Source organism: Chryseobacterium sp. MYb7 (genome assembly GCF_002979455.1).
In the GTDB taxonomy this organism is placed as follows: Bacteria; Bacteroidota; Bacteroidia; order Flavobacteriales; family Weeksellaceae; genus Chryseobacterium.
On sequence record NZ_PCOU01000012.1, the window covers coordinates 1 to 21315 of the forward strand.

At 35.6% G+C, this 21315-nt stretch carries 16 protein-coding genes and 2 riboswitches; of the genes, 14 read left to right on the top strand and 2 right to left on the bottom strand.

Going from position 1 to position 21315, the window contains the following annotated elements:
* Positions 1 to 297: 297 nt before the first annotated feature.
* The 11 genes from CQ046_RS11250 (at position 298) to CQ046_RS11305 (ending at position 11435) form a co-directional block, all read left to right on the top strand.
* Positions 298 to 726 (top strand): transposase, encoded by a 429-nt coding sequence (locus CQ046_RS11250; RefSeq protein ID WP_105702334.1) that lies wholly within the window; start codon positions 298 to 300, stop codon positions 724 to 726.
* A 555-nt stretch (positions 727 to 1281) separates the two neighbouring features.
* The gene (locus tag CQ046_RS11260) at positions 1282 to 2664 is read left to right on the top strand and encodes a hypothetical protein (protein ID WP_105702335.1); all 1383 of its coding nucleotides are present in this window, start codon (positions 1282 to 1284) and stop codon (positions 2662 to 2664) included.
* 670 nt (positions 2665 to 3334) lie between these two features.
* Positions 3335 to 4006: a hypothetical protein gene (locus CQ046_RS11265; protein ID WP_123906609.1), complete on the top strand. Its 672-nt coding sequence runs from the start codon at positions 3335 to 3337 to the stop codon at positions 4004 to 4006.
* Positions 4007 to 4564: 558 nt separating this feature from the next.
* A riboswitch (TPP riboswitch) is annotated at positions 4565 to 4661 on the top strand.
* A 57-nt stretch (positions 4662 to 4718) separates the two neighbouring features.
* Positions 4719 to 4925, top strand: coding sequence for a sulfur carrier protein ThiS (gene thiS / locus CQ046_RS11270; RefSeq protein WP_105702337.1), 207 nt, complete (start codon positions 4719 to 4721; stop codon positions 4923 to 4925).
* Positions 4926 to 4949: 24 nt separating this feature from the next.
* Complete coding sequence (gene thiC, locus CQ046_RS11275; RefSeq protein WP_105702338.1) at positions 4950 to 6761, top strand: phosphomethylpyrimidine synthase ThiC; 1812 nt, start codon at positions 4950 to 4952, stop codon at positions 6759 to 6761.
* The gene (locus CQ046_RS11280) at positions 6758 to 7345 is read left to right on the top strand and encodes a thiamine phosphate synthase (RefSeq protein ID WP_105702339.1); all 588 of its coding nucleotides are present in this window, start codon (positions 6758 to 6760) and stop codon (positions 7343 to 7345) included. The genes thiC and CQ046_RS11280 overlap by 4 nt, the downstream gene beginning before the upstream one ends.
* Positions 7321 to 8058 (top strand): hydroxymethylpyrimidine/phosphomethylpyrimidine kinase, encoded by a 738-nt coding sequence (locus CQ046_RS11285; protein WP_105702340.1) that lies wholly within the window; start codon positions 7321 to 7323, stop codon positions 8056 to 8058. Before CQ046_RS11280 ends, CQ046_RS11285 begins: the two co-directional genes overlap by 25 nt.
* 5 nt (positions 8059 to 8063) lie before the next feature.
* The gene (locus CQ046_RS11290) at positions 8064 to 8678 is read left to right on the top strand and encodes a thiamine phosphate synthase (RefSeq protein ID WP_105702341.1); all 615 of its coding nucleotides are present in this window, start codon (positions 8064 to 8066) and stop codon (positions 8676 to 8678) included.
* Complete coding sequence (locus tag CQ046_RS11295) at positions 8675 to 9451, top strand: thiazole synthase (RefSeq protein ID WP_105702342.1); 777 nt, start codon at positions 8675 to 8677, stop codon at positions 9449 to 9451. Before CQ046_RS11290 ends, CQ046_RS11295 begins: the two co-directional genes overlap by 4 nt.
* Positions 9452 to 9460: 9 nt before the next feature.
* The gene (gene thiH, locus CQ046_RS11300) at positions 9461 to 10579 is read left to right on the top strand and encodes a 2-iminoacetate synthase ThiH (RefSeq protein ID WP_105702343.1); all 1119 of its coding nucleotides are present in this window, start codon (positions 9461 to 9463) and stop codon (positions 10577 to 10579) included.
* Positions 10580 to 10724: 145 nt separating this feature from the next.
* The gene (locus tag CQ046_RS11305) at positions 10725 to 11435 is read left to right on the top strand and encodes a HesA/MoeB/ThiF family protein (RefSeq protein ID WP_105702344.1); all 711 of its coding nucleotides are present in this window, start codon (positions 10725 to 10727) and stop codon (positions 11433 to 11435) included.
* Between the two features lie 182 nt (positions 11436 to 11617).
* Here the strand turns inward: CQ046_RS11305 and CQ046_RS11310 are convergent, their stop codons facing one another.
* Positions 11618 to 13843, bottom strand: coding sequence for an outer membrane beta-barrel protein (locus tag CQ046_RS11310; RefSeq protein WP_105702345.1), 2226 nt, complete (start codon positions 13841 to 13843; stop codon positions 11618 to 11620).
* Positions 13844 to 13962: 119 nt separating this feature from the next.
* Positions 13963 to 14060: riboswitch (SAM-I-IV-variant riboswitch) on the top strand.
* A gap of 296 nt (positions 14061 to 14356) precedes the next feature.
* Here CQ046_RS11310 and CQ046_RS11320 point away from each other — a divergent pair.
* Complete coding sequence (locus CQ046_RS11320; RefSeq protein ID WP_105702347.1) at positions 14357 to 17095, top strand: TonB-dependent receptor plug domain-containing protein; 2739 nt, start codon at positions 14357 to 14359, stop codon at positions 17093 to 17095.
* A gap of 114 nt (positions 17096 to 17209) precedes the next feature.
* On the opposite strand, the gene CQ046_RS11325 is transcribed toward CQ046_RS11320, so the two are convergent.
* Positions 17210 to 19333 (bottom strand): outer membrane beta-barrel family protein, encoded by a 2124-nt coding sequence (locus CQ046_RS11325; protein WP_105702435.1) that lies wholly within the window; start codon positions 19331 to 19333, stop codon positions 17210 to 17212.
* 191 nt (positions 19334 to 19524) lie between these two features.
* Here CQ046_RS11325 and CQ046_RS11330 point away from each other — a divergent pair, with 191 nt between their 5' ends.
* Positions 19525 to 20544 (top strand): sensor histidine kinase, encoded by a 1020-nt coding sequence (locus tag CQ046_RS11330; RefSeq protein ID WP_105702348.1) that lies wholly within the window; start codon positions 19525 to 19527, stop codon positions 20542 to 20544.
* Positions 20537 to 21214, top strand: coding sequence for a LytR/AlgR family response regulator transcription factor (locus tag CQ046_RS11335; RefSeq protein WP_105702349.1), 678 nt, complete (start codon positions 20537 to 20539; stop codon positions 21212 to 21214). Before CQ046_RS11330 ends, CQ046_RS11335 begins: the two co-directional genes overlap by 8 nt.
* Positions 21215 to 21315: the final 101 nt, after the last annotated feature.

Consider the following 21315-nt stretch of genomic DNA (forward strand, 5'->3'; position numbering starts at 1 on the left):
TTAGCGACTCTAATTTCCTAATCCCTTTTTTTATTTCAAATAAAAAATATAATTTTTGAAAAAGTCAAGATGACTTCTATGTATAAGTTTTTGTGTTGCTTAATTAGTGTTTTTTTACCGCCCGATCTTATCGAAATTTTCGCCTTTAGCATAATACTGAAGGTTGACTAAATATCGTTAAGCTAAACCATTGATAATTCTTGAGCTTTAAAAGAGATATACTAGATTTTAAATCTCAATTTCTATGTAATAAATCCTATTAAATTTTATATATCAATAAGAAAAATTAACAAAAAGATGAAGTTTAAAGACATCCATATTGGACAATTAATAGAGAAAGGAGTTGTGGAGGATAACATAGATATTTTTCGAATTAGTAATTTTTTGAAATGTACAGAAGAAGAAATAAAAGAGATGTACCAAAAAAAAAATCTTGATACTGATATTTTATTGAAATGGTGCAAATTGTTAGAATATGATTTTTTTAGACTGTACTCACAACATCTTATTTTATATGCGCCTCCAGCCCTAAAAATTAAAAATAAAAAGAAAAATCTTCCTCAATTCCGCAAAAATATTTACACGAAGGAAATTGTTGATTTTATTTTAGAACAAATTTATAAAGAAGAAATGACCCGTCAACAAGTTATAGAAAGATATGGTATTCCCAAAACAACACTAAATAAATGGCTACAAAAAGATATTAAAGATGAAACCAAATTATAGATATATATATTCCGATATACTTAAAAAAAAATTTCCTCATAAGATGAATGACTGTGAAAAATTACTTACAAAAAGTTCTCTGAATTTTTTTGATATCATTAAACTTAATGACATAATATTTGGAACACCTAAATGCTCTAATTACGATTTTAACCAAAAACGTCGTTCATATCGCAAGGTTGATATCTTGAAGATACTGGATTATCAAAAAAAAATAAACTAAATAATAGTCAATTAGCAAAGCATTTTAATCTTAGTAGAAATACTGTTACGAAATGGAAAAGAATTTTCTTGTAAAAAACATCTTTTAAAGTCCAATAAGTAATTATTGTACATTAAAATTGAAATTGTTCTCCGCAATCATGCATGAATAGTTTTAAATACTTGTGTTTCTAAGATATTGTTAGGTTATTTTAAATCAATAAGTTAAAGTAGTGTTTTTTTTTGCATTTATAGTTGATTTTAATTTGAAGGAATTCATTCCATTTTTTTTGACAATTTGCTGTACGTTTGCAGGCATATCAATTTGTGGAAACTTAAAATATACATGTTAAAATGAAAAAACAATTAATTATTTTTTTTTTAATTATAGTAACTACCCTACATTCTCAAATAGGAATAAATACTTCAAACCCGATAGGGATTTTTCATGTAGATGGGGCAAAAAATAATCCTGCCAGCGGAGTGCCTTCTTCAGAGCAACAGTCAGATGATTTTGTGATTAGTAAAAAGGGAGTTGTAAGTATTGGAACAATTTCCCCAAGTCCTTATTCTTCTTTAGAAATTGACTCTAAAAAGGGTTTACGACTTCCTCAGCTCACATCTGAAGAAATTTCTAATCTTGATGATATTTCATCTACAGAATTAAGTAAAAAAGATGGCTTAATAATATATAATATCACTACAAATTGTATTAATTTTTGGGTATCAGATGAATGGCGAGAATTATGTGGATCTTCTGTATGTAATCCGGTTACTGGAACCCCTCAAATTTCTCCTTCAAATCCAAGTTTACAGGTCGGTGATACTACAACTTTTACAGCTAGTGCTGTTTCAAATGCTACAGGATATATTTGGAAAGTAAATGGAACAATACAGTCGGGTCAAACACAGTCTACTTTCAACTATACACCAAGTGATACTTCGTCTGTTACGATATCAGTCATTGCTAAAGGTTGCAATAGTTCTCAGACATCAGAATCAACTGTTTCGGGTATTCCTGCAGCAGCTTGTAATCCGGTTACTGGAACCCCTCAAATTTCTCCTGCAAATCCAAGTTTACAGGTCGGAGATACTACAACTTTTACAGCTAGTGCTGTTTCAAATGCTACAGGATATATTTGGAAAGTAAATGGAACAATACAGTCGGGTCAAACACTGTCTACTTTCAACTATACACCAAGTGATACTTCGTCTGTTACGATATCAGTCATTGCTAAAGGTTGCAATAGTTCTCAGACATTAGAATCAACTGTTTCGGGTATTCCTGCAGCAGCTTGTAATCCGGTTACTGGAACCCCTCAAATTTCTCCTGCAAATCCAAGTTTACAGGTCGGTGATACTACAACTTTTACAGCTAGTGCTGTTTCAAATGCTACAGGATATATTTGGAAAGTAAATGGAACAGTACAGTCGGGTCAAACACTGTCTACTTTCAGCTATATACCAAGTGGTACTTCGCCTGTTACTATATCGGTCATTGCTACAGGTTGTAATAACTCTCAGACATCAGAATCAACTGTTTCGGGTACTCCTACTGCATTTACATGTACTAAAGTGGGACGATTTTTAAAAGCAGGTACTAATTGTAAAGATTATCACTATTGTCATGTGAATAACGGAGTAATTTTATTAAATGATTACACTTGTGCAGGTAGTACTTTATTTGATAAGAGTATAGGTAATTGCCAACCAACAATATCTTCATGCCCATATTGATGCATATTGTAACCTAATGAATAAAAGAAAGTATTGAAAATTAATTGCTTGTTTTTATGTTATAGACTTGTTCCCTTCCATAAGTTAACTTGTAACTAATTTAAGAAAGAATTTATCAAATTTTTATTTGATAGACAGTAAATTATTTTATCTAAAGAATTTCCCGAGACAAGTCTCGATATTATCAGGGTTAAAAGATAAAAGTTGAAAAACGGACGGCTTTTCAAAATAGGTTGTAAAACTGTAGATTTTATTCATGGAAGATGAATCATATTTTCAAGAGTCATAATAGAACTTTGCTTTTATATCAATGGGGTTCCTTATGAAATATAGAAAAAAGGTCCTAAATGAAGTTTCTGGATAAACTTTCAAGCTCTTATACTGTTGATTTTCAAATCGGTATAATATTTACTTTATAGAAATCGATTATGAATCAGATTATGCACATTTTCTAATGCAAAATGTTCAAACAATAAAAATAAATGAAGACCGGAAAATGTAGACTTACATAAAAAGATTCGAAGTTTATTAGATGTTGGAAAAAGCTATAGCGAAATTCAATTCATGTGAGGATGCTCAAAGTATACTATTTCCAAAGTCAAAAATAGAAAAAATAAAAATTGTCTAATTGTTAAATATAAATATAATGAAAAAAAGATTATTATTAATAATGGTATTTGGAGGCTTTTCCTCAATATATTCTCAGGTAGGAATTAATACAGAGACTCCAAAAGCAACCCTGGATGTTGTGGCAAAAGAAACAGGAAAAGGATTCCGCCTTGAGGATGGAAATCAGGGGAACAATAAGGTTTTGATGTCCGATGCAGATGGAATAGGTACATGGAAAGATTTGGATATTCCGGTTGCAGATAATAATTTTAAATTAGTAAGGACATATAATATTCAGTTGAATTTACAAACAACCACTAATACAGACCGTACTGTCTTGTTGGGGACTATACCTTCAGTCGAAATTAAGAATCCAGATAATTTTATAGTATGCAATATCCAATCTCCAACAACAATTGTAAATAATACATTAAGTGCAATAGCTTATGGTTTTCGTCTCAACATTGAGAGCAGTGTATATGGGGCTACACCAGTTAATATTATAACCAATACTGGTTTTGCCGATACTACCCAAATTGTACCCTATTCTTTCTATATCAATCAATATCCGGTGGGAACACATACATTTGATCTCTATGGAAGTAGATATAATTCTAATGGAAGCAATGCGTCTACAAGAGATTTATATTTTAATGCAATCTCAACGGATGGTAATGGAGCAACTGTAAGTGAGAAAAAAGGATTAATGCTTATTTATGTGTATGAAAGGTAAAGTTTAATAGATTTCATGATTAATCCGTTTTTACTTTTTCGTTAGATTTCCAAATAGAAAATAATGTTAAAATTTGTTAGTTTTTTAACTTTGTAAAAACTAATACAACAACAGGCACTTTAAGTACTTTTCTAGGTCTCACGATATAATCTCGCGCTGCTTGTTACAAGTAAATTCAGATCGAAATTGAGAGGTAAAGTCTTATTGTTATGGAATATATTTCACTTGTAATTAGTTAACTTGAGTTCGGGTTAAGCAAAGGTTAAAAATAATTGACCGTCCTTTACTTTTTAAGATTTTCAGAATTTATTTTCGTAGTTAAGAACTTGCTGTCTTTCACTTCGTTTTTGAGATAATTCATTTTTCTTATGCAAAGGTAAAATGTTTAATTCAAAAAATGCTACCCTAACTCCCAATGGTGAACCGCTCCGTTTTTATACCTAAAAAATTTCAAGAATTATTAATAAGCAATAAAACAGACCATCTCAATATTGAGATGGTCTGTTTGTATAATTTAAAATTCAATTTTGCCCATTCTAAAAAAATGTCTAACTTCGTCCCATACTTTAGGGGTGTCTGTTATCAACAGACTGAGACTTTACCCTTTGAACCTGATCTGGATCATACCAGCGTAGGGAAAAGTAGGTGACTTTTGCTGTACATTCTATTGTACAATAATGGCCATTCCTAAAGTATATTTAAAATATTAGGAATGGAACTTATAATCAACCACACCCGAAAAACATTTGATGTACTTCCTGAAACGCTGGAAGCATTATTGGCTATTGAACTACCCGGAAAGAAAAAGGGTATTGCTGTAGCCCTCAACAATCGCATTATTCCGCTGTCGGTCTGGGCGGAAACCATCCTCAACAATAACGATTCAATTTTAATCATTACCGCCACTCAAGGCGGTTAATTCTCATACTTAATACCTATACTTATGGCTCACTCCATTACATGTTCGCCATTTCCGAACTCAAAGAAAATCTATGTTGAAGGAACAATACACCCTATCAATGTAGCAATGCGTGAAATACAGCTTAGCCCAACCAAACTGACCAACGGTGGCTTTGAACATAATGCTCCGGTAACCATTTACGACACTTCAGGTCCTTATACCGATGAAAATGCAGTCATTGATATCCAGAAAGGACTTCCAAGAATCAGAGAACAATGGATTCTGGACAGAAATGATGTGAATATTCTGGATGGGATTACCTCTGAATACGGAAAAACACGTTTAGCAGATCCACGTCTCGACGAACTGAGGTTTTCTTATGATCATAAGCCTAAAGTTGCACAGGAAGGAAAAGAATTGACCCAGCTTTACTATGCCAAGCAGGGAATTATCACTCCGGAAATGGAATATGTGGCGATCCGAGAAAATCAAAGAATAGAACAGCTTGACTCCGTATCCAAAGAAATGGCTTTTCAACATCCCGGACATAGTTTTGGCGCCAATACTCCAAAAAGTAAGATCACACCGGAATTTGTAAGAGACGAAATTGCTGCCGGAAGAGCCATTATTCCCAATAATATCAATCACCCGGAAAGTGAGCCGATGATCATCGGAAGAAATTTCCTGGTGAAAATCAATGCCAATATCGGAAACAGTGCCGTTTCATCCAGTATTGAAGAAGAAGTAGAAAAAGCAGTATGGGCCTGCAGATGGGGAGGCGATACCATTATGGATCTTTCCACAGGGAAAAATATTCACGAAACAAGAGAATGGATCATCAGAAACAGTCCGGTTCCGATTGGTACTGTTCCGATCTATCAGGCATTGGAAAAAGTAAAAGGAGTTCCTGAAGACCTTACATGGGAAATCTTCAGAGATACCCTTATTGAACAGGCAGAACAGGGAGTTTCCTATTTCACAATCCACGCAGGCGTTTTATTGAGATACATTCATTTAACAGCAAAAAGAGTCACTGGAATTGTATCCAGAGGAGGATCTATTATGGCAAAATGGTGTTTATTTCATCACAAAGAAAGTTTCCTGTACACTCATTTTGAGGAGATTTGCGAGATCATGAAGAAGTATGATGTAGCTTTCTCTCTGGGAGACGGTCTTCGTCCGGGATCTATTGCAGATGCTAATGATGCCGCTCAGTTTGCAGAACTTGAAACTTTAGGTGAACTGACGAAAATTGCATGGAAACACAATGTACAGGTAATGATTGAAGGCCCAGGACACGTTCCAATGCATATGATCAAAGAAAATATGGAAAAGCAGCTGGAAGAATGCCATGAAGCTCCATTTTATACCTTAGGGCCGTTAACAACGGATATTGCTCCAGGTTATGATCATATTACTTCCGGAATCGGTGCAGCAATGATCGGATGGTTTGGTTGTGCAATGCTTTGCTATGTAACACCAAAGGAACACTTAGGACTTCCAAATAAAGATGATGTAAAAGTTGGGGTAATTACTTATAAGCTGGCTGCGCACGCTGCAGATTTGGCAAAAGGCCACCCTGGAGCGCAATACAGAGACAATGCATTAAGCAAGGCAAGATTTGAATTCAGATGGGAAGATCAGTTCAATCTTTCGTTAGATCCAGAAACAGCAAGAGCTTATCATGATGAAACGCTTCCGGCAGAAGGAGCAAAAATTGCCCATTTCTGTTCCATGTGCGGTCCGAAATTCTGTTCTATGAAAATTACACAGGAAATTCGTGAATCTGCAGAACAAGGGATGCTGGATAAATCACAGGAATTCATCGAAAAAGGGAAAGAAATTTATATATGATCCTCGTTATCACTCCTGAATTGATTGTCCAGAACGAAACAAATCTTATTAATCAGATGTTTCAGGAAGGTCTTGATCTGCTTCATATTCGTAAACCATGGCTCAGCCGAAATGAAATGATTGAATTCATCACTCAGATTGATAAAACCTTTTATTCACAGCTGGTACTGCATACGCATTACGATCTTGGAAAGGAATTTACTATTTCAAGGTTTCATTTCAGAGAGATTGATAGAAAGGAAGAAACTTATAAATATTGGGGGGAAGAAAATACCATTTCAACATCAGTGCACGATATCACAACATACAATACTTTGGATAAAGAATGGGAATATGCTTTCATAAGCCCATTCTTTCCAAGTATCTCCAAAAAAGGATATGGACTGGATTCAACCATTAAGAAAGAAATAAAACACCGGAACAATCCGGATGTCAAATTGATTGCCCTTGGAGGAATTAATCAGGATAATATTCATCAAGTTTTCGAAGCAGAAGCAGATGGAGCGGCTTTATTAGGTGCTATCTGGGAAAGTGAAGAACCCTTAAACGTATTCAGAAAATGCAGGAACGTCCTTATGTCATAAGTGTTGCAGGCTTCGATCCCAGTGGTGGAGCAGGCTTATTATCAGATAGTAAAACCTTTGAGCAATCAAAAGTGGTGGGATTGGGAATATGTACAGCATTAACATTGCAAACTGCTTTGAAATGTCTGAGTTTAGAATGGCGTCCTATAGATGAAGTAACAGAAGCTATTCAAGTGTTGATGGAAAATTACCCAATTTCAGCCGTGAAAATTGGAATAGTGAAGGATGCTGAATTTCTGGGTAAGATTGTAGAAACAGTTCAAAAAGGAAATCCTGAAGTGAAAATCATTTGGGATCCGGTTCTGAAAAGCACTTCCGAATTTACATTTTTTGATCTTGAAACACTTCCTCAATTGAAAAATACGATTAATAAGTTGAGTTTAATTACACCTAATTACAATGAATATAGTGTTTTAAAGGAAAATAATCTTCTACGGGATACTCACCAATGCTCATTACTGATCAAAGGAGGACATAGAGAAGATCATTTAGGAACGGATATTTTAGTTGGAAATGGAAAAGAAATTCTTTTAACTCCAACTGAAGGTGGTGCAACCTATTTTCCTAAACATGGCTCCGGCTGTGTTTTATCATCAGCCATAACCGCAGAACTTGCGAAAGGTGGAAACATCGAAACTGCCTGTAGAAATGGGAAATTATACATCGAAAAATTTTTAAAAAGCAATTCCTCTTTGCTGGGAACACATTCATAGAAAACATGGAAAAATTACAATATATATCACAAGGAAGCACAATACAGGAACAGGAACTTTGTATCCGTAAAGCCCTTGATAACGGAATCAAATGGGTACAGGTTCGCTGGAAAAATGCTCCTGAAAACGAATTAATCAATCTTTGTGAAATTTCAAAACAACTTTGTTCAGAATATCAGGCGGTTTGTATCATCAATGACCATGTGCAAATAGCCAAAGAAATAGATGCAGATGGTGTTCATTTAGGATTGAACGACAGTGCCATTGAAGAAGCAAAACTGATCTTAGACGAAAATAAAATAATTGGAGGAACGGCTAATACCCTTTCAGATGTCATTCAGAGAATCAAAGAATCTTGTGATTATATCGGTTTAGGACCATTGAGATTTACTACAACCAAAGAAAAACTAAGCCCTGTTCTGGGATTTGAAGGCTACCAGGCTATTGTTGATGGATTAAGAGAAAAATCAATAGACGTTCCCAAAATATTTGCCATCGGAAGCGTTACCCTTGAAGATATTTTGCCGTTAAAGGGAATCGGGATTTATGGTGTTGCTGTATCTGGGCTCATTACAAAACAGCCGACTATTATTAATGAACTAAAAAAAGTAATGATATGAACCATCAGAAATTAGAAATAGCAGGAAGAATTTTTGAATCAAGACTGTTTTTAGGAACAGGAAAATTCGGAAGTATGAGAGATATGGTACAATCTGTCATCGCTTCCGAAACCAATATGGTAACGATGGCGCTCAAAAGAATTGACGCCCAATCCAGTGAAGACGATCTGCTTGATTCATTAAAAGAAACCAACGTTCACCTTCTGCCCAATACTTCCGGAGCAAGAACGGCTAAAGAAGCTGTATTGGCAGCTCAGTTAGCAAGAGAAGCGCTGGAAACCAACTGGGTGAAACTGGAAATTCATCCGGATCCGAAATATTTACTGCCGGATCCTATCGAAACCTTATATGCGACGGAAGAATTGGCGAAATTAGGATTTATTGTCATGCCTTACATTCATGCAGATCCTGTTTTGTGCAAACGTCTTGAAGATGCCGGAACAGCTGTGGTAATGCCTTTGGGAGCACCCATTGGAACCAATAAAGGGTTAAGAACACAGGATTTTTTGGAAATAATCATCAGCCAGAGTAATGTTCCCGTAGTGGTAGATGCAGGAATCGGGGCACCATCAGATGCTGCAAAAGCAATGGAGATGGGAGCAGATGCCGTTTTGGTGAATACTGCCATTGCCGTAGCCGGAAATCCACTGAATATGGCCTTAGCTTTTAAAGAAGGCGTGATTGCCGGAAGAAGAGCTTTTGAATCAGGATTAGGTGCTATTGGCAACCATGCTGAAGCTTCAAGCCCGCTTACTTCGTTTTTATTTGAATAAATCATACTCATGAAAAGCTTTAAAGATGTTTTTGAAAACTACCAATGGGATGAGGTAAAGAATAAGCTTGAAAAAGTTAGTCTGTCTGATGTAAGGTACAGTCTTCAGAAGAAGAATAAAACCCTTGACGATTTCCTGAATCTCCTGTCACCAGCTGCTTCTCAGGAACTGGAGCTGATGGCAAGAATGACACAGATGCTCACCCAAAAACGATTTGGAAAAACCATCCAGTTGTATGCACCGTTGTATCTCAGCAACGAGTGTCAGAATATCTGTACCTACTGCGGGTTCAGTCTTGATAATAACCTGAAAAGGAAAACACTCTCTGATATGGAACTGATGATTGAAGCCTCAGTACTGAAGTCTATGGGAGTGAATCATGTATTGCTGGTAAGCGGAGAAGCAAATAAAATAGTAGGTGTGCCTTATTTTCAGAATGCGGTGCGTAAGCTAAAACCTCATTTTTCCAATATTTCCATTGAAGTGCAGCCATTGATGGAAGAAGAATACAAACTGCTTCATGAAGAAGGAGTGCATTCCGTTTTGGTGTATCAGGAAACCTATCATCAGGATGTTTACAGAGAATACCATCCGAAAGGTAAAAAATCAAACTTTCATTTTCGCCTGGAAACTCCGGACAGGATAGGAAGAGCAGAAATTCATAAAATCGGGCTTGGAGTTCTCCTTGGACTTGAAAATTGGAGAGTAGACAGTTTTTTCAACGCATTACACATCGATTATCTTCAGAAACACTACTGGAAAAGTAAGTTTTCCGTTTCTTTTCCAAGGCTCAGACCTGCTGAAGGAATCATTGAACCCAATTTTATTATGGAAGATAAAGACCTTCTTCAATTGATCTGTGCCTATAGAATCTGGAATGAAGATCTTGAAATTTCCATTTCTACCAGAGAAAATGAAGTATTCAGAAATAATATTGTATCTCTGGGAGCAACTGCCATGAGTGCAGGATCAAAGACAAACCCCGGAGGTTATGCTGTGGATAAAGAATCTCTGGAACAGTTTGAAACCAGTGACGAGCGAAGTATGGATGAAATCAGGCTCATGATCAAAAAAGCAGGTTATGATCCTGTGATGAAAGACTGGGACTCTGTTTATAGCGGATTTTAAAATTTTTAAACCATTAAGAAATTTGAAGAGATGAAGCTTAATTAAGAAAAATCAAAGATTTTTAAGACAGTATCTTTTTCAAGCGAAGCTCATCCTAACTTTCCTTAAAAACTTAAAAAACCTAATGGTTCAATTATCATAAAGCATGAAAAAAGAAGATCATTTTTCACGGTATAGCCGTCAGATATTTATAGAAGAATTAGGATTAGAAGGACAAAAGAAAATAAGGTCTTCCAAAGTTCTTGTGATAGGAGCAGGAGGTTTGGGAAGTCCGGTTATCCAATATCTGGCTGCTGCAGGACTAGGGACTTTAGGAGTTGCAGATTTTGATGAGGTTGAACTTCATAATCTGAACCGGCAGATTATTCATACTGAAAACAGAGTAGGATTATCCAAAGTGAAGAGCGCAGAAACATTTGTAAAAGAACTGAATCATCAGGTTAACTTGATAGGAATTGAAGAGAAAATCAATGAAGAAAATGTTGAAGAAATCCTTTCTCATTATGATGTTATTGTTGATGGTTCAGACAACTTTTCAACAAGATATCTGGTGAATGATACCTGCATGAAGCTAAGGAAAACTTTGGTTTACGGAAGTATCTTAGGATTTTCAGGACAGGTTTCTGTGTTTAATCATAACGGAAGTAAAAATCTGAGAGATATTTTCCCTGAACCGCCTTTCGATGAGGATATACCAGATTGTGACAGCCTTGGTGTGCTGGGAGCTCTTCCTGGGATGATAGGAAGCATGATGGCTCTTCAGACGTTAAAAATTATTACTAATCTTCCTGTGAGTGTTAATCAGCTGACTTTGGTAGATACGCTGAGTTGGAGATTTCAAGTGATAGATTTTTGATGTAAATATAAACACTAATATCACTAATATTTTTACAAATAACACCATTTTAATATCAATAGGAACGGGCTTTAGCCCGTTTTACTTTTATAAAATCATCCTTCGACTTTAGCCAAAACTTATCTAAATAAAAATAGGCGTAAATCATTTTACGCCTATTTTTATTTTATTACAAAGAAGAATTATTGTGCCTGCTGCATAACACCACCGTTATCCTCTTTTTTAGTCTGGTTCAGGATATTCGGATCCTCTTTTGCCAGTTTATTTCTTGTTGGAATTTTATAGTTGATGGAAAATCCGAAATTTCTTGTATCATATTTGCTGCTGATCAATACCGGAGTTCCTGATGGTGGATTAGAACGTACCTGCATCATCTGTCCGTTGAAAATATCATTCGCAAAAACAGAAAGTGTCAGACGGTTGTTCATAAACTTCTTCGTCAGCGTAATATCCAGAGAGTTGTTGAACGGTTTTTCTGCCGTGAAGTAGAAATATCCTGCCTTTGGAGTCAGATAGCTGTAATTGGCTGTCATTTTGATATCTTTAGGTAAAAGAATCTGAGTCATGATATTGAAAATCCAGAACCCTTTATTATTCAGATTATCGATTTCATGTTTCTGATAACCAGCATATAAGTACATGAAGTTAATTTTATCAGGATTGAAATCAAACTTCATGATTTCGCTCAAAGGCTTGCTGAAAATCATAAAAGGAACCGGTAAACCCACGTTGAAGTTGTGAATTTTCATATTCGAAATATTCACCTGCTCGTTGTAAAGTTTTCTCCCGTCTTTTCTGATGATTTGTGCCACCTGATTGCTTGCTGAACTTACGCTATATCCAATAAATGCATAATCAAAAGCGGAAATTTTCAATTCATAGTTATCAAAAATAGTAGGCTGTAGATTCGGGTTACCATTTACTTCTGTACTTGGCCCGGAGAACGTCACGTTATTCGGGTTCAGGGCAGAAATACTTGGTAAGCTGATTTTTCTGTTATAATTAGCGGCAATATAAACCTGGTTCATCATATTATATTGTACACTCGCGTTCGGGAAAAGCTTAAACTTGTTGAAAGGAATCAAATTAGCCTCTACCAGTTTCGCGTCCTTATCAAAATATCTTGTTACCCCGGAAATATCATAGTTTTCAGCACGGGATCCCAAAGTGAAGTCAAACTTTTTCAATTTTGCCTGAAACTCCAAATAAGTAGAAGCTGTCTGTCTCTGATATTCAAGATTGGTTAACCCAAAACTTTGTGTATCATAATCCTGTTTTTCATACAATCCTCCAAAGCTTACTTTCCCACCATCAAGAAGTTTGATAGGCTGAGCATAATCTACTTTGAAATTGGCAATATTCATCACCGATTTATTGTTCAGAATATCTTTTAAACCGCTTGTAGGGCTATTGATAGGGAGATAGGGTGCTGCTGCAAAATTACCGTCCTGGAAGAAATTATCCTGTGCAAATTTACTGTCCGATCTTGTATACCCCAACTGGAAGTCCAGTTTTTGAGATTTGTCAGCAAAACGTTTTTGATACGTCACTACAGCTTCCTGTCTCAAACTATTGGTATGAGCAACATCTGAAGACGTATAAAAAGCTTCTCTCAAATCCTTTGGATTATTTTGAAAAGGTAAATCTCCATGACCGTTACTTAAAGTATAGTTGTCATTATTGTTGTGATAAATATCGTAGTTTAATAATAATCTGTCCTGTCCCAAATCAAAAGTTAATCCTGATTTTGCAAAATATCCACGTCCGTATCTGTCAGTATGACTTGTTAAAAGCTCATCCTGCTGGCCATTCAGCATACTTTCACGGTAATTCTGCCCCACATTCAGCTGCCATCCGAAATACTTATTTCTTGCATTTAAATTAACAGAATTAGTCGTTCTGTTTCTGTATTTATCATAATTCGTGAAAGAATAATTCCCGGAATAAGTTGCTGTTAAATATTTATTGGCGTTTTTATTGGTAATAATATTCATGATTGCTCCTCCGGAAGTAGCCGGAAATTCAGCACCGGGCTGGGTGATTACCTCAATTCTTTCTACAGAATTAGCAGGCATTCCTTCAAGGAAGGAGTTCAATTCATTGGAAGTGATATTTAGAGGTCTTCCGTTAAGGTATACTTCAAGCATTTTTCCCTGATACATCATCCCTGCAATGTCCGTAGATACAAGTCCTGGCAGCTTTTTAATTCCTTCCAGAACATTCCCGTTATTCAGCTGAGGTTGTTCAGAAAAGTCAAAAATAGTACGGTCTGCTTTTTGTTCAACGGCTTTTTTAGTTTTTGTGATAACTACTCCTTCAATTTGTTTTTCCTGAGGTTTATTATTTTTCTCCTGAGAGAAAACAAAGACGGAGCTTAATAAGGATAATGCAAAAATCGTTTTTTTCATAATGTTTTTACTGATATCCGGTTAGACGCTGAAAAAGATAATTTGTTACGCTAAAATTGTGAAAATCGAAAAATTAAGCTGAAATTTTTTTTATTTCCGAAATAATTATATCTTTGCCAGGTAATTATCAAGAATCTCTAGATGGGATAGCAACCTGCAAAAACAAGCAAGGTGCTGCAATCGATAAGCCGGATCTTCCGGAAAAAATGTTTATCATTCTATCATTACCCATCTTGAATTTTTGTTTTAAAGTTAAAACCAAATGTTTAAAGACAAGGGAAATCACCTTATATCAGTTATTTTTTATTCCTCGGATCATGAAGTGAATCTTCATTATTCTGATATGTTTTCATGCCATTTCTATATGCGCATGTGTTGTTGCTGCTAGCACTTTCTATTTCTAAAAAATAATACAAACATTCCGATCATCAATGGTAACCTTATATGTAAGGTTACAGGATTTGTATTGCTCAAAAAACAATTTTTAACAACAAAAAATAAACAACCAACAACATGCATAATTTCAAAACAAAAATATTTATTCCTTCTTTCGCGCTTATCTCTACATTTTATTTTGCCCAGACAGATACTGTACAATCTAAAAAAATAGAAGATGTGGTGATCCTTGGATCAAGAGGCTCTGGAAGGTCATTGACGGATACCCCAGTTCCGGTAGATATCATTAATATATCAAAAATTTTAAAACAAAGTCCAACAAACAATATCAGCCAGGCTTTAAATTATATTGTCCCTTCATTTTCATCCACTTCACACACGGTGAACGATGGAACTGACTTTGTAGATCCTGCTCTTCTAAGAGGGTTGGGTCCTGATCAGGTTCTGGTTTTACTCAATGGAAAAAGACGATATCAGTCTTCATTAATCAATGTAACGCTTACACCGGGAAGAGGCTCTGTAGGGACTGACCTTAATGCGATTCCGGCCTTTGCTTTAGAAAAAATTGAGGTTTTAAGAGACGGAGCTTCTGCTCAATATGGTTCTGATGCCATTGCAGGAGTAGTTAACCTCGGATTGAAAAAAAGATTAGGACTTTCCGGACAGGTATTTCTCGGTGGATATGCTTCGCCTGTTGCTAATAATTTCTCAGGAGGAGTTGACGGACAGACTATTTCTGTAGATCTTAATTATGGAGCGAAAATTGGAAAATCCGGATTTATTAACGTGACAGGTTCTGCGCAATACCGTGATCCTTATTCCAGAGCGGGAGTAAGGGAAGGAGATATTTTCAATGCTTATAATGCCATTAACTATAGAGCATTGCAGGATGGAGTTAATATTGATGGTTTGTATAAAAATATTACCAACACTTCCAATACTCAGCAGATTATCAATACGGTTAAACAATATGCGACTAAGGTGGGTTATTTTGGAACTGATTTTCAATCTCAGATCTCAGGAGCAAACAGTATTTCTGATCTTCAAAAAATATTGGGTAAAGATTTTACATCTCAGGAACTTAATTACAGAGGATTGGAAAGAAAAGATTTTAGCCTGAGAGCCGGACAGTCTAAGCTACAATCGGGGCAGCTCTTCTTCAATTCTGAAATTCCTGTGAATGAGGATTGGAAAGTGTACTCATTTGGAGGCTATAGCTACCGCCTTGGAAATGCCGGAGGATTTTACAGACTTCCCAATACGGAGAGAAACATCAATGCAGTTACTCCCAATGGATATCTCCCTCAGATTGAAGCAGCCGTAAATGATTATTCTCTTGCTGCTGGAATTAAAGGAAAATGGAATGGCTGGAATGTAGATTTCAGTAATACATTTGGGAAGAATACCTTTGGTTTTGGAGTTGTCAATACATTTAATGCCTCACTTACAGATAATTCTCCAAGAACTTTTGATGCCGGAGGGTCCGAGTTTTCACAAAATACCGTCAATCTTGACTTCTCCAAAAAATATGATGTCCTGAAAGGATTGAACATTGCTTTCGGAGCTGAATACCGACACGAAAATTATAAAGTAAATGCAGGAAAAGAAAACTCCTATGCTTCTTATGATATTTATGGACGTGTGGTAACCGCCAAAACCCCTGAAAATGAAAAAGTAACCGATTTCTTCGGAAGTATAAGACCGGCCGGAGCACAGGTTTTTCCAGGGTTTAGTCCGGAAAATGCCGTTTCCGGAAACAGAAACAGTATTGCGGCTTATGCTGATGCAGAACTGGAAGTTACTGATGGATGGCTGTTGGAAGGCGCTTTGCGATATGAGAATTATTCAGACTTCGGATCTACATTCAATTATAAGGTAGCAACCAATGTAAAACTGGCTCCCAATCTAAACTGGAGAGGAGCTGTTTCTACAGGATTTAGAGCACCTTCTTTAGCTCAAATCTATTATAGTTCTACTTCTACACTGATTCAGCAGGGAAAAACTACGCAGGTGGGTACTTTTAGAAATAATTCTGAAGCAGCACAGGCATTGGGTATTCCAAAATTAAAACAGGAAACCTCACAATCCTACAGCACAGGAATTACATGGAAGATTCCAACATTAAACCTTACTTTCACAGCAGATGCTTATTTAATAAAGATTAAGGATAGAGTAGTGCTTACGGACCTGTTTTTCCGTCCGGATAAAATCAACAATGCTGATGATCAGGTATTGCAAAGTGCCTTTGATTTGGCGAGAGCCAGTGCTGCCAACTTCTTTGCCAATGCGGTGGACTCTCAGACAAAAGGGTTGGATATTACCATTTCTCAGAATTCAAAAATCTCATCGGGGATTTCTTTAGAGAATAATCTGGGAATTAACTTTAATCAGACCAAAAGAATCGGAGATATTCATGCGTCTCCTAAATTGGTAAGCCAGATTGATAATTATTTCTCAGAACCGAATAGAGTGTATTTCGAAGAAGCTGTACCCCGCGTAAAAGCTACTTTGTCCAATACATTAAGGGTTTCCGGACTTACTTTCGTACTGTGTAATTCTTTCTTTGGTAAAGTGACGGATGCAGACGTTTTAGATGCTAATTTTGACGGGGTAACAGGGAGTACAGAGCATTTTGTTCTTAATAACCGCTTCGTGACAGATTTATCTGTGGGATATGATTTTAATAAAAATATTTCAGCAACAATCGGGAGCAATAACATCCTGAATATTCTGCCTTCTAAAAGTCCAAATATAAGTTCATTAACAGCGGATAACCAGTTTGTATATTCCAGACAGGTTTCCCAGTACGGTATAGGAGGGAGATTCTTATTTGCGAGAATTGAATTCAGGTTCTAAATAGGGTCATGATTTATAAATTATTTGAACAAAAAACAGAGATGAACTCTCTGTTTTTTTTATATATGATGATGGTTATCTCAGGAAAAATTCCCTGATCTTAGTTTTTTACAGTTATTGAGCACGGTTTTTTTCTTCAAAATTGACTGATCTGTTATTCGGCTTTACTTTCTGATTTCCAAAACTATAGGTGATGCTGAGGTTCATTCTTCTGGCATCCCAATAGTTGTTGAAAGATTGCGTATTATCAGTAAAATACATATCAGCTCTCAATCCGGACTGTTTGAAAATATCGCTTACAGAAATATTGACCTGAAGGGCTTTTTCCGCAAAACTCATTTTGATTCCAGCATCCAGACTTGCTGTGTTTTTCATAGAAAAATATCCGTCTCTGGAAGGAAGATTATTCCAGTAATTGACAAATAGCATGAATGTCTTAGCTTTATTCAGTTGGAAAGTATTGTTCACAGAAAAATAAAATGACTGTCCGTTTTTAGCAACCAGATTGAACTTTGTAATCTGAGTTTCATTATAACTGAATGAGGTTGAGATATTACTTTCCCAGATTTTGAAAAACGCATCCGTATAATTGAAATTGAGCCCGTAAATATTTTGATTGTAATAATTTTCATAAGTACTGGTAAGGTCAATTCCGTTCAGGAATGAGAGTTGATCAAAGTTATTCTTTGTTCTCTGGTAGTAAAGATTCGCAGAAAATTTGTTTTTAAAAATATAATTGAATTCAATATTATGATTAAAAGATGGCTGCAGGCTTGGGTTTCCGGTATAATAAGAATTGGGATTAGAATACCATCGGAACGGGTCTAAAGCCCGGAAATAAGGGCGATTGATTCTTCGGGAATAATTAACACTCAATTGATTATTCTCATTCGCTTTATAAGACAAATAGGCTGTTGGGAAAAATTTTCCGTAATTATTCTCAGATTTTGACTGTGTAGTAGGAGAAAAACCGCTGGTTTGTGAATATTCATAACGGAGTCCGGCTTTTACAGACCATTTTTCACCAAGGTCTTTACTGGCACTTATATAGGCTGCATAATTCTTTTCATTATAATCAAAAAGATTACTCTTTGCTGGATCTATGATATAATTTCCATTGTTAAAATTAAAATATGCAATGTCCGAATTATTAGAAAACTGGCTGTATTTCGCTCCGGTTTCCAACTGAATTTTTTTGAAATTTAAAGTCAAATCACCCTGTCCGGAATATATTGTATAATCTACAGATGAAAGATTTCTAACCACCTGAGTTGCATTACTGGCGATATTTCTTGTTGTGAAATTCACCTCTGTATCGGGAAGATTTCCATAATAATTGGCCCCGAAACTTAGCTTATGCTCTCCTAATTTTTGATCAAAATAGAGATTAAGCATTTGGGTTGTAAAAGGAGAACGATGCTTTGAATCCGTCTCTGTTTGTAAAGTAGGAGTGTTGTCTGTGAAGTAATCCTGTGTTGAATTGATATCCATATTGGTATGCCCTTTTGTAATATCATATACCAACCCAATATTAGCATTTTTAGAAAGTGAATAATCAAAATTGGCATTCAGACCCAATCCGTCATTCATATCCTTTCTGTCGTCTTTGTTGAGAGAAGAGTTTTGCCCGATGATATTATTTTTTTCTACAGATCTTTTATCTCCATCATATCCCATTATCTTGATGGAAGATTTTATTTTTTCGTTTTGATAATTTACCCCTGCTACACTGCTGAAACTTGCGTATGTTCTCTGAGTATAATTGGTATTCAGATAGCCGCTCCATCCGAGGTTCTGATTTTTTTTAAGGACAATATTGATAATTCCACTGTTTCCCTGAGCTTCATATTTGGAAGGCGGAGTGGTAATGACTTCAATTTTTAATATATTTTCAGAACGGAGGTTTCTTAGATAATTCGTCAGTTCAGATCCGGAAAGATTCAGCATGCGGTCATTCACCATCACAGACACCCCATTTTTTCCAGCAATAGAAAGAAGTCCTTTATTTTCATCCACCTTCAGCATAGGAGTTCCTGCCAAAACTTCAGTCCCAGAGCTTCCCTGTGAAAGCATAGAATTCTGAACATTGTAAACAAGACGGTCTACTTTACGCTCTACCAGAACTTTTTTGCCATTCACCGTTACCACTTCGATATTTTTGACGTTTGCAGTATCTTTTGTTTGTGCTGTTACAAAAGAAGAAACAAGAGTGGTTATTATTAAAAGCTGTTTTTTCATAAGATATATATGAGAGATTAAAGGATGTTTGTTTTGAATTTCTCTGACAAAAGTATAGGAAGAGCTTTTCAAAGGAAATAGCGTTTAGACGAAGATGATGATTATGCATGTCAAAATAGTTTCATCGGAAAAAAACAGGTTTTTGTCGAAAAAGATTGATGAATTGTGCCTGTAGAGATTTATATTTGAATATGAATAAAAAGCAAATTATCTGGCTTCAGATTTTTTATTGGAGTTTCAATTTTATAGGAAACAACATTACACCATATTTCTTTTTTCCTGAACGCAGGGGATTTGAAACGTATGTGCTGAACTTTACCTATTTTATTTCTGAAATTTCTACTTTTTATCTTTTATACCTGGTTATTATTCCCAAAATATTAGATCTGAAAAAGCTTTATTCTGTGGTGTTAGTTTTTATGATTTCTATTTTGAGCTTTGGAGTGATTCGGTACGGAATAGAAGAGATCATTCTTCCCCTTACCCTTGGATTCAGGAATTATAATAAAGATACCGGACTTTTATATTATTTGACAGATAATATTTACAACGCTTCACTGACAGTTTTCATTGCCGGAATTCTATGGATATTGGAGAAATATGGAGTCGCTGAAAATGATAAAAAGCAACTTCTGATTGAAAAGAAACAAGCGGAACTACAGGCACTGAAGACGCAGATCAATCCTCATTTTATTTTTAATTCATTAAATAATATCTATTCCCTTGTCTATCAAAAATCAGAAAAAGCACTTCCCGCTATTGAAGAACTTGGACAATTGTTGAGGTATAGTACAAAAGACCTTGAAAAAGATTCCATTTCTCTGGATAAGGAAATTGGATATATTAACAGTCTGATTGCACTGGAGAAGCTTAGAATCAGAAACCCTGAACTATTGCTGATAGAAAAAGATATTCAGCATCCTCAGCTTAAAATTTCTCCAATGCTGTTGGTTCCTTTTGTTGAGAATGCATTCAAACATGGTGATTTCCGGGATAAAGGTTTTGAAATGAAAATCTCAGATTATGATAAGATTCTGCATTTTTATCTTTTAAATTTTAAAACACAGAAAATGAAAGATACCGTTTCAGGAATAGGAATCCAGAATGTGAAAAAAAGGCTGGAAATACTATATCCTAAACATCAGCTTGAGATCAAAGATTCAGAAACAGAATTTATTGTAGATTTAAAAATTGATTTACGGGATGAATAAGATAAAATGCATCATTGTGGATGACGAGCCACTGGCCATCTCTCTTCTTGAACATTATGTAGAAAAAACACCTTTTCTTGAACTGGTTTTTTCTACAGAAAACCCGATTCTTGCTTTAGAATATCTTCAGAAAAATGATTCAGACCTGATCTTTCTGGATATTCAGATGCCGGAGCTTACGGGAATCAATTTTATGAAAATTGTAGGATCTGATCAAAAGTATATTTTGACAACAGCCTATTCAGAATATGCTCTGGAAGGATATGAACATAATGTTGTGGATTACCTTTTAAAGCCAATTTCATTCGAAAGATTTCAAAAGAGCGTATTAAAGGTTCAAGAGCGTTTTTCTTTTCCTCAGGAGGAAAATACCCATTTCTTTGTGAAATCTTCCGGGCAGAGGCATCGTATCGGCTTTCATGAAATTCTCTATGTAGAAAGTATCAAAGACTACGTCAATATCCGGACAGAAAACGATGAGTTTATCGTTCTGGATACTCTTAAATCAATGGAAAGCCAGCTTTCTGAAAGGTTTGTACGGATTCATAAATCTTTTATTGTCAATTTGAATAAAATCAAAAGTATCGGGGCTAAAAAAGTAATTCTTCCCGAGTATGAAATTCCTATTGGGGAAAGCTATAGAGCAGGTCTTTTGGATAAATTAAAATAAGTGTATTGTAAGTTTTGGCTAAAGCCAATGGATGGATGTTTAATTTTAAGTTGGCTGGGCTTTTTTCGGCTCCGCTCAGAATTATAGTCCACCTCTATTGA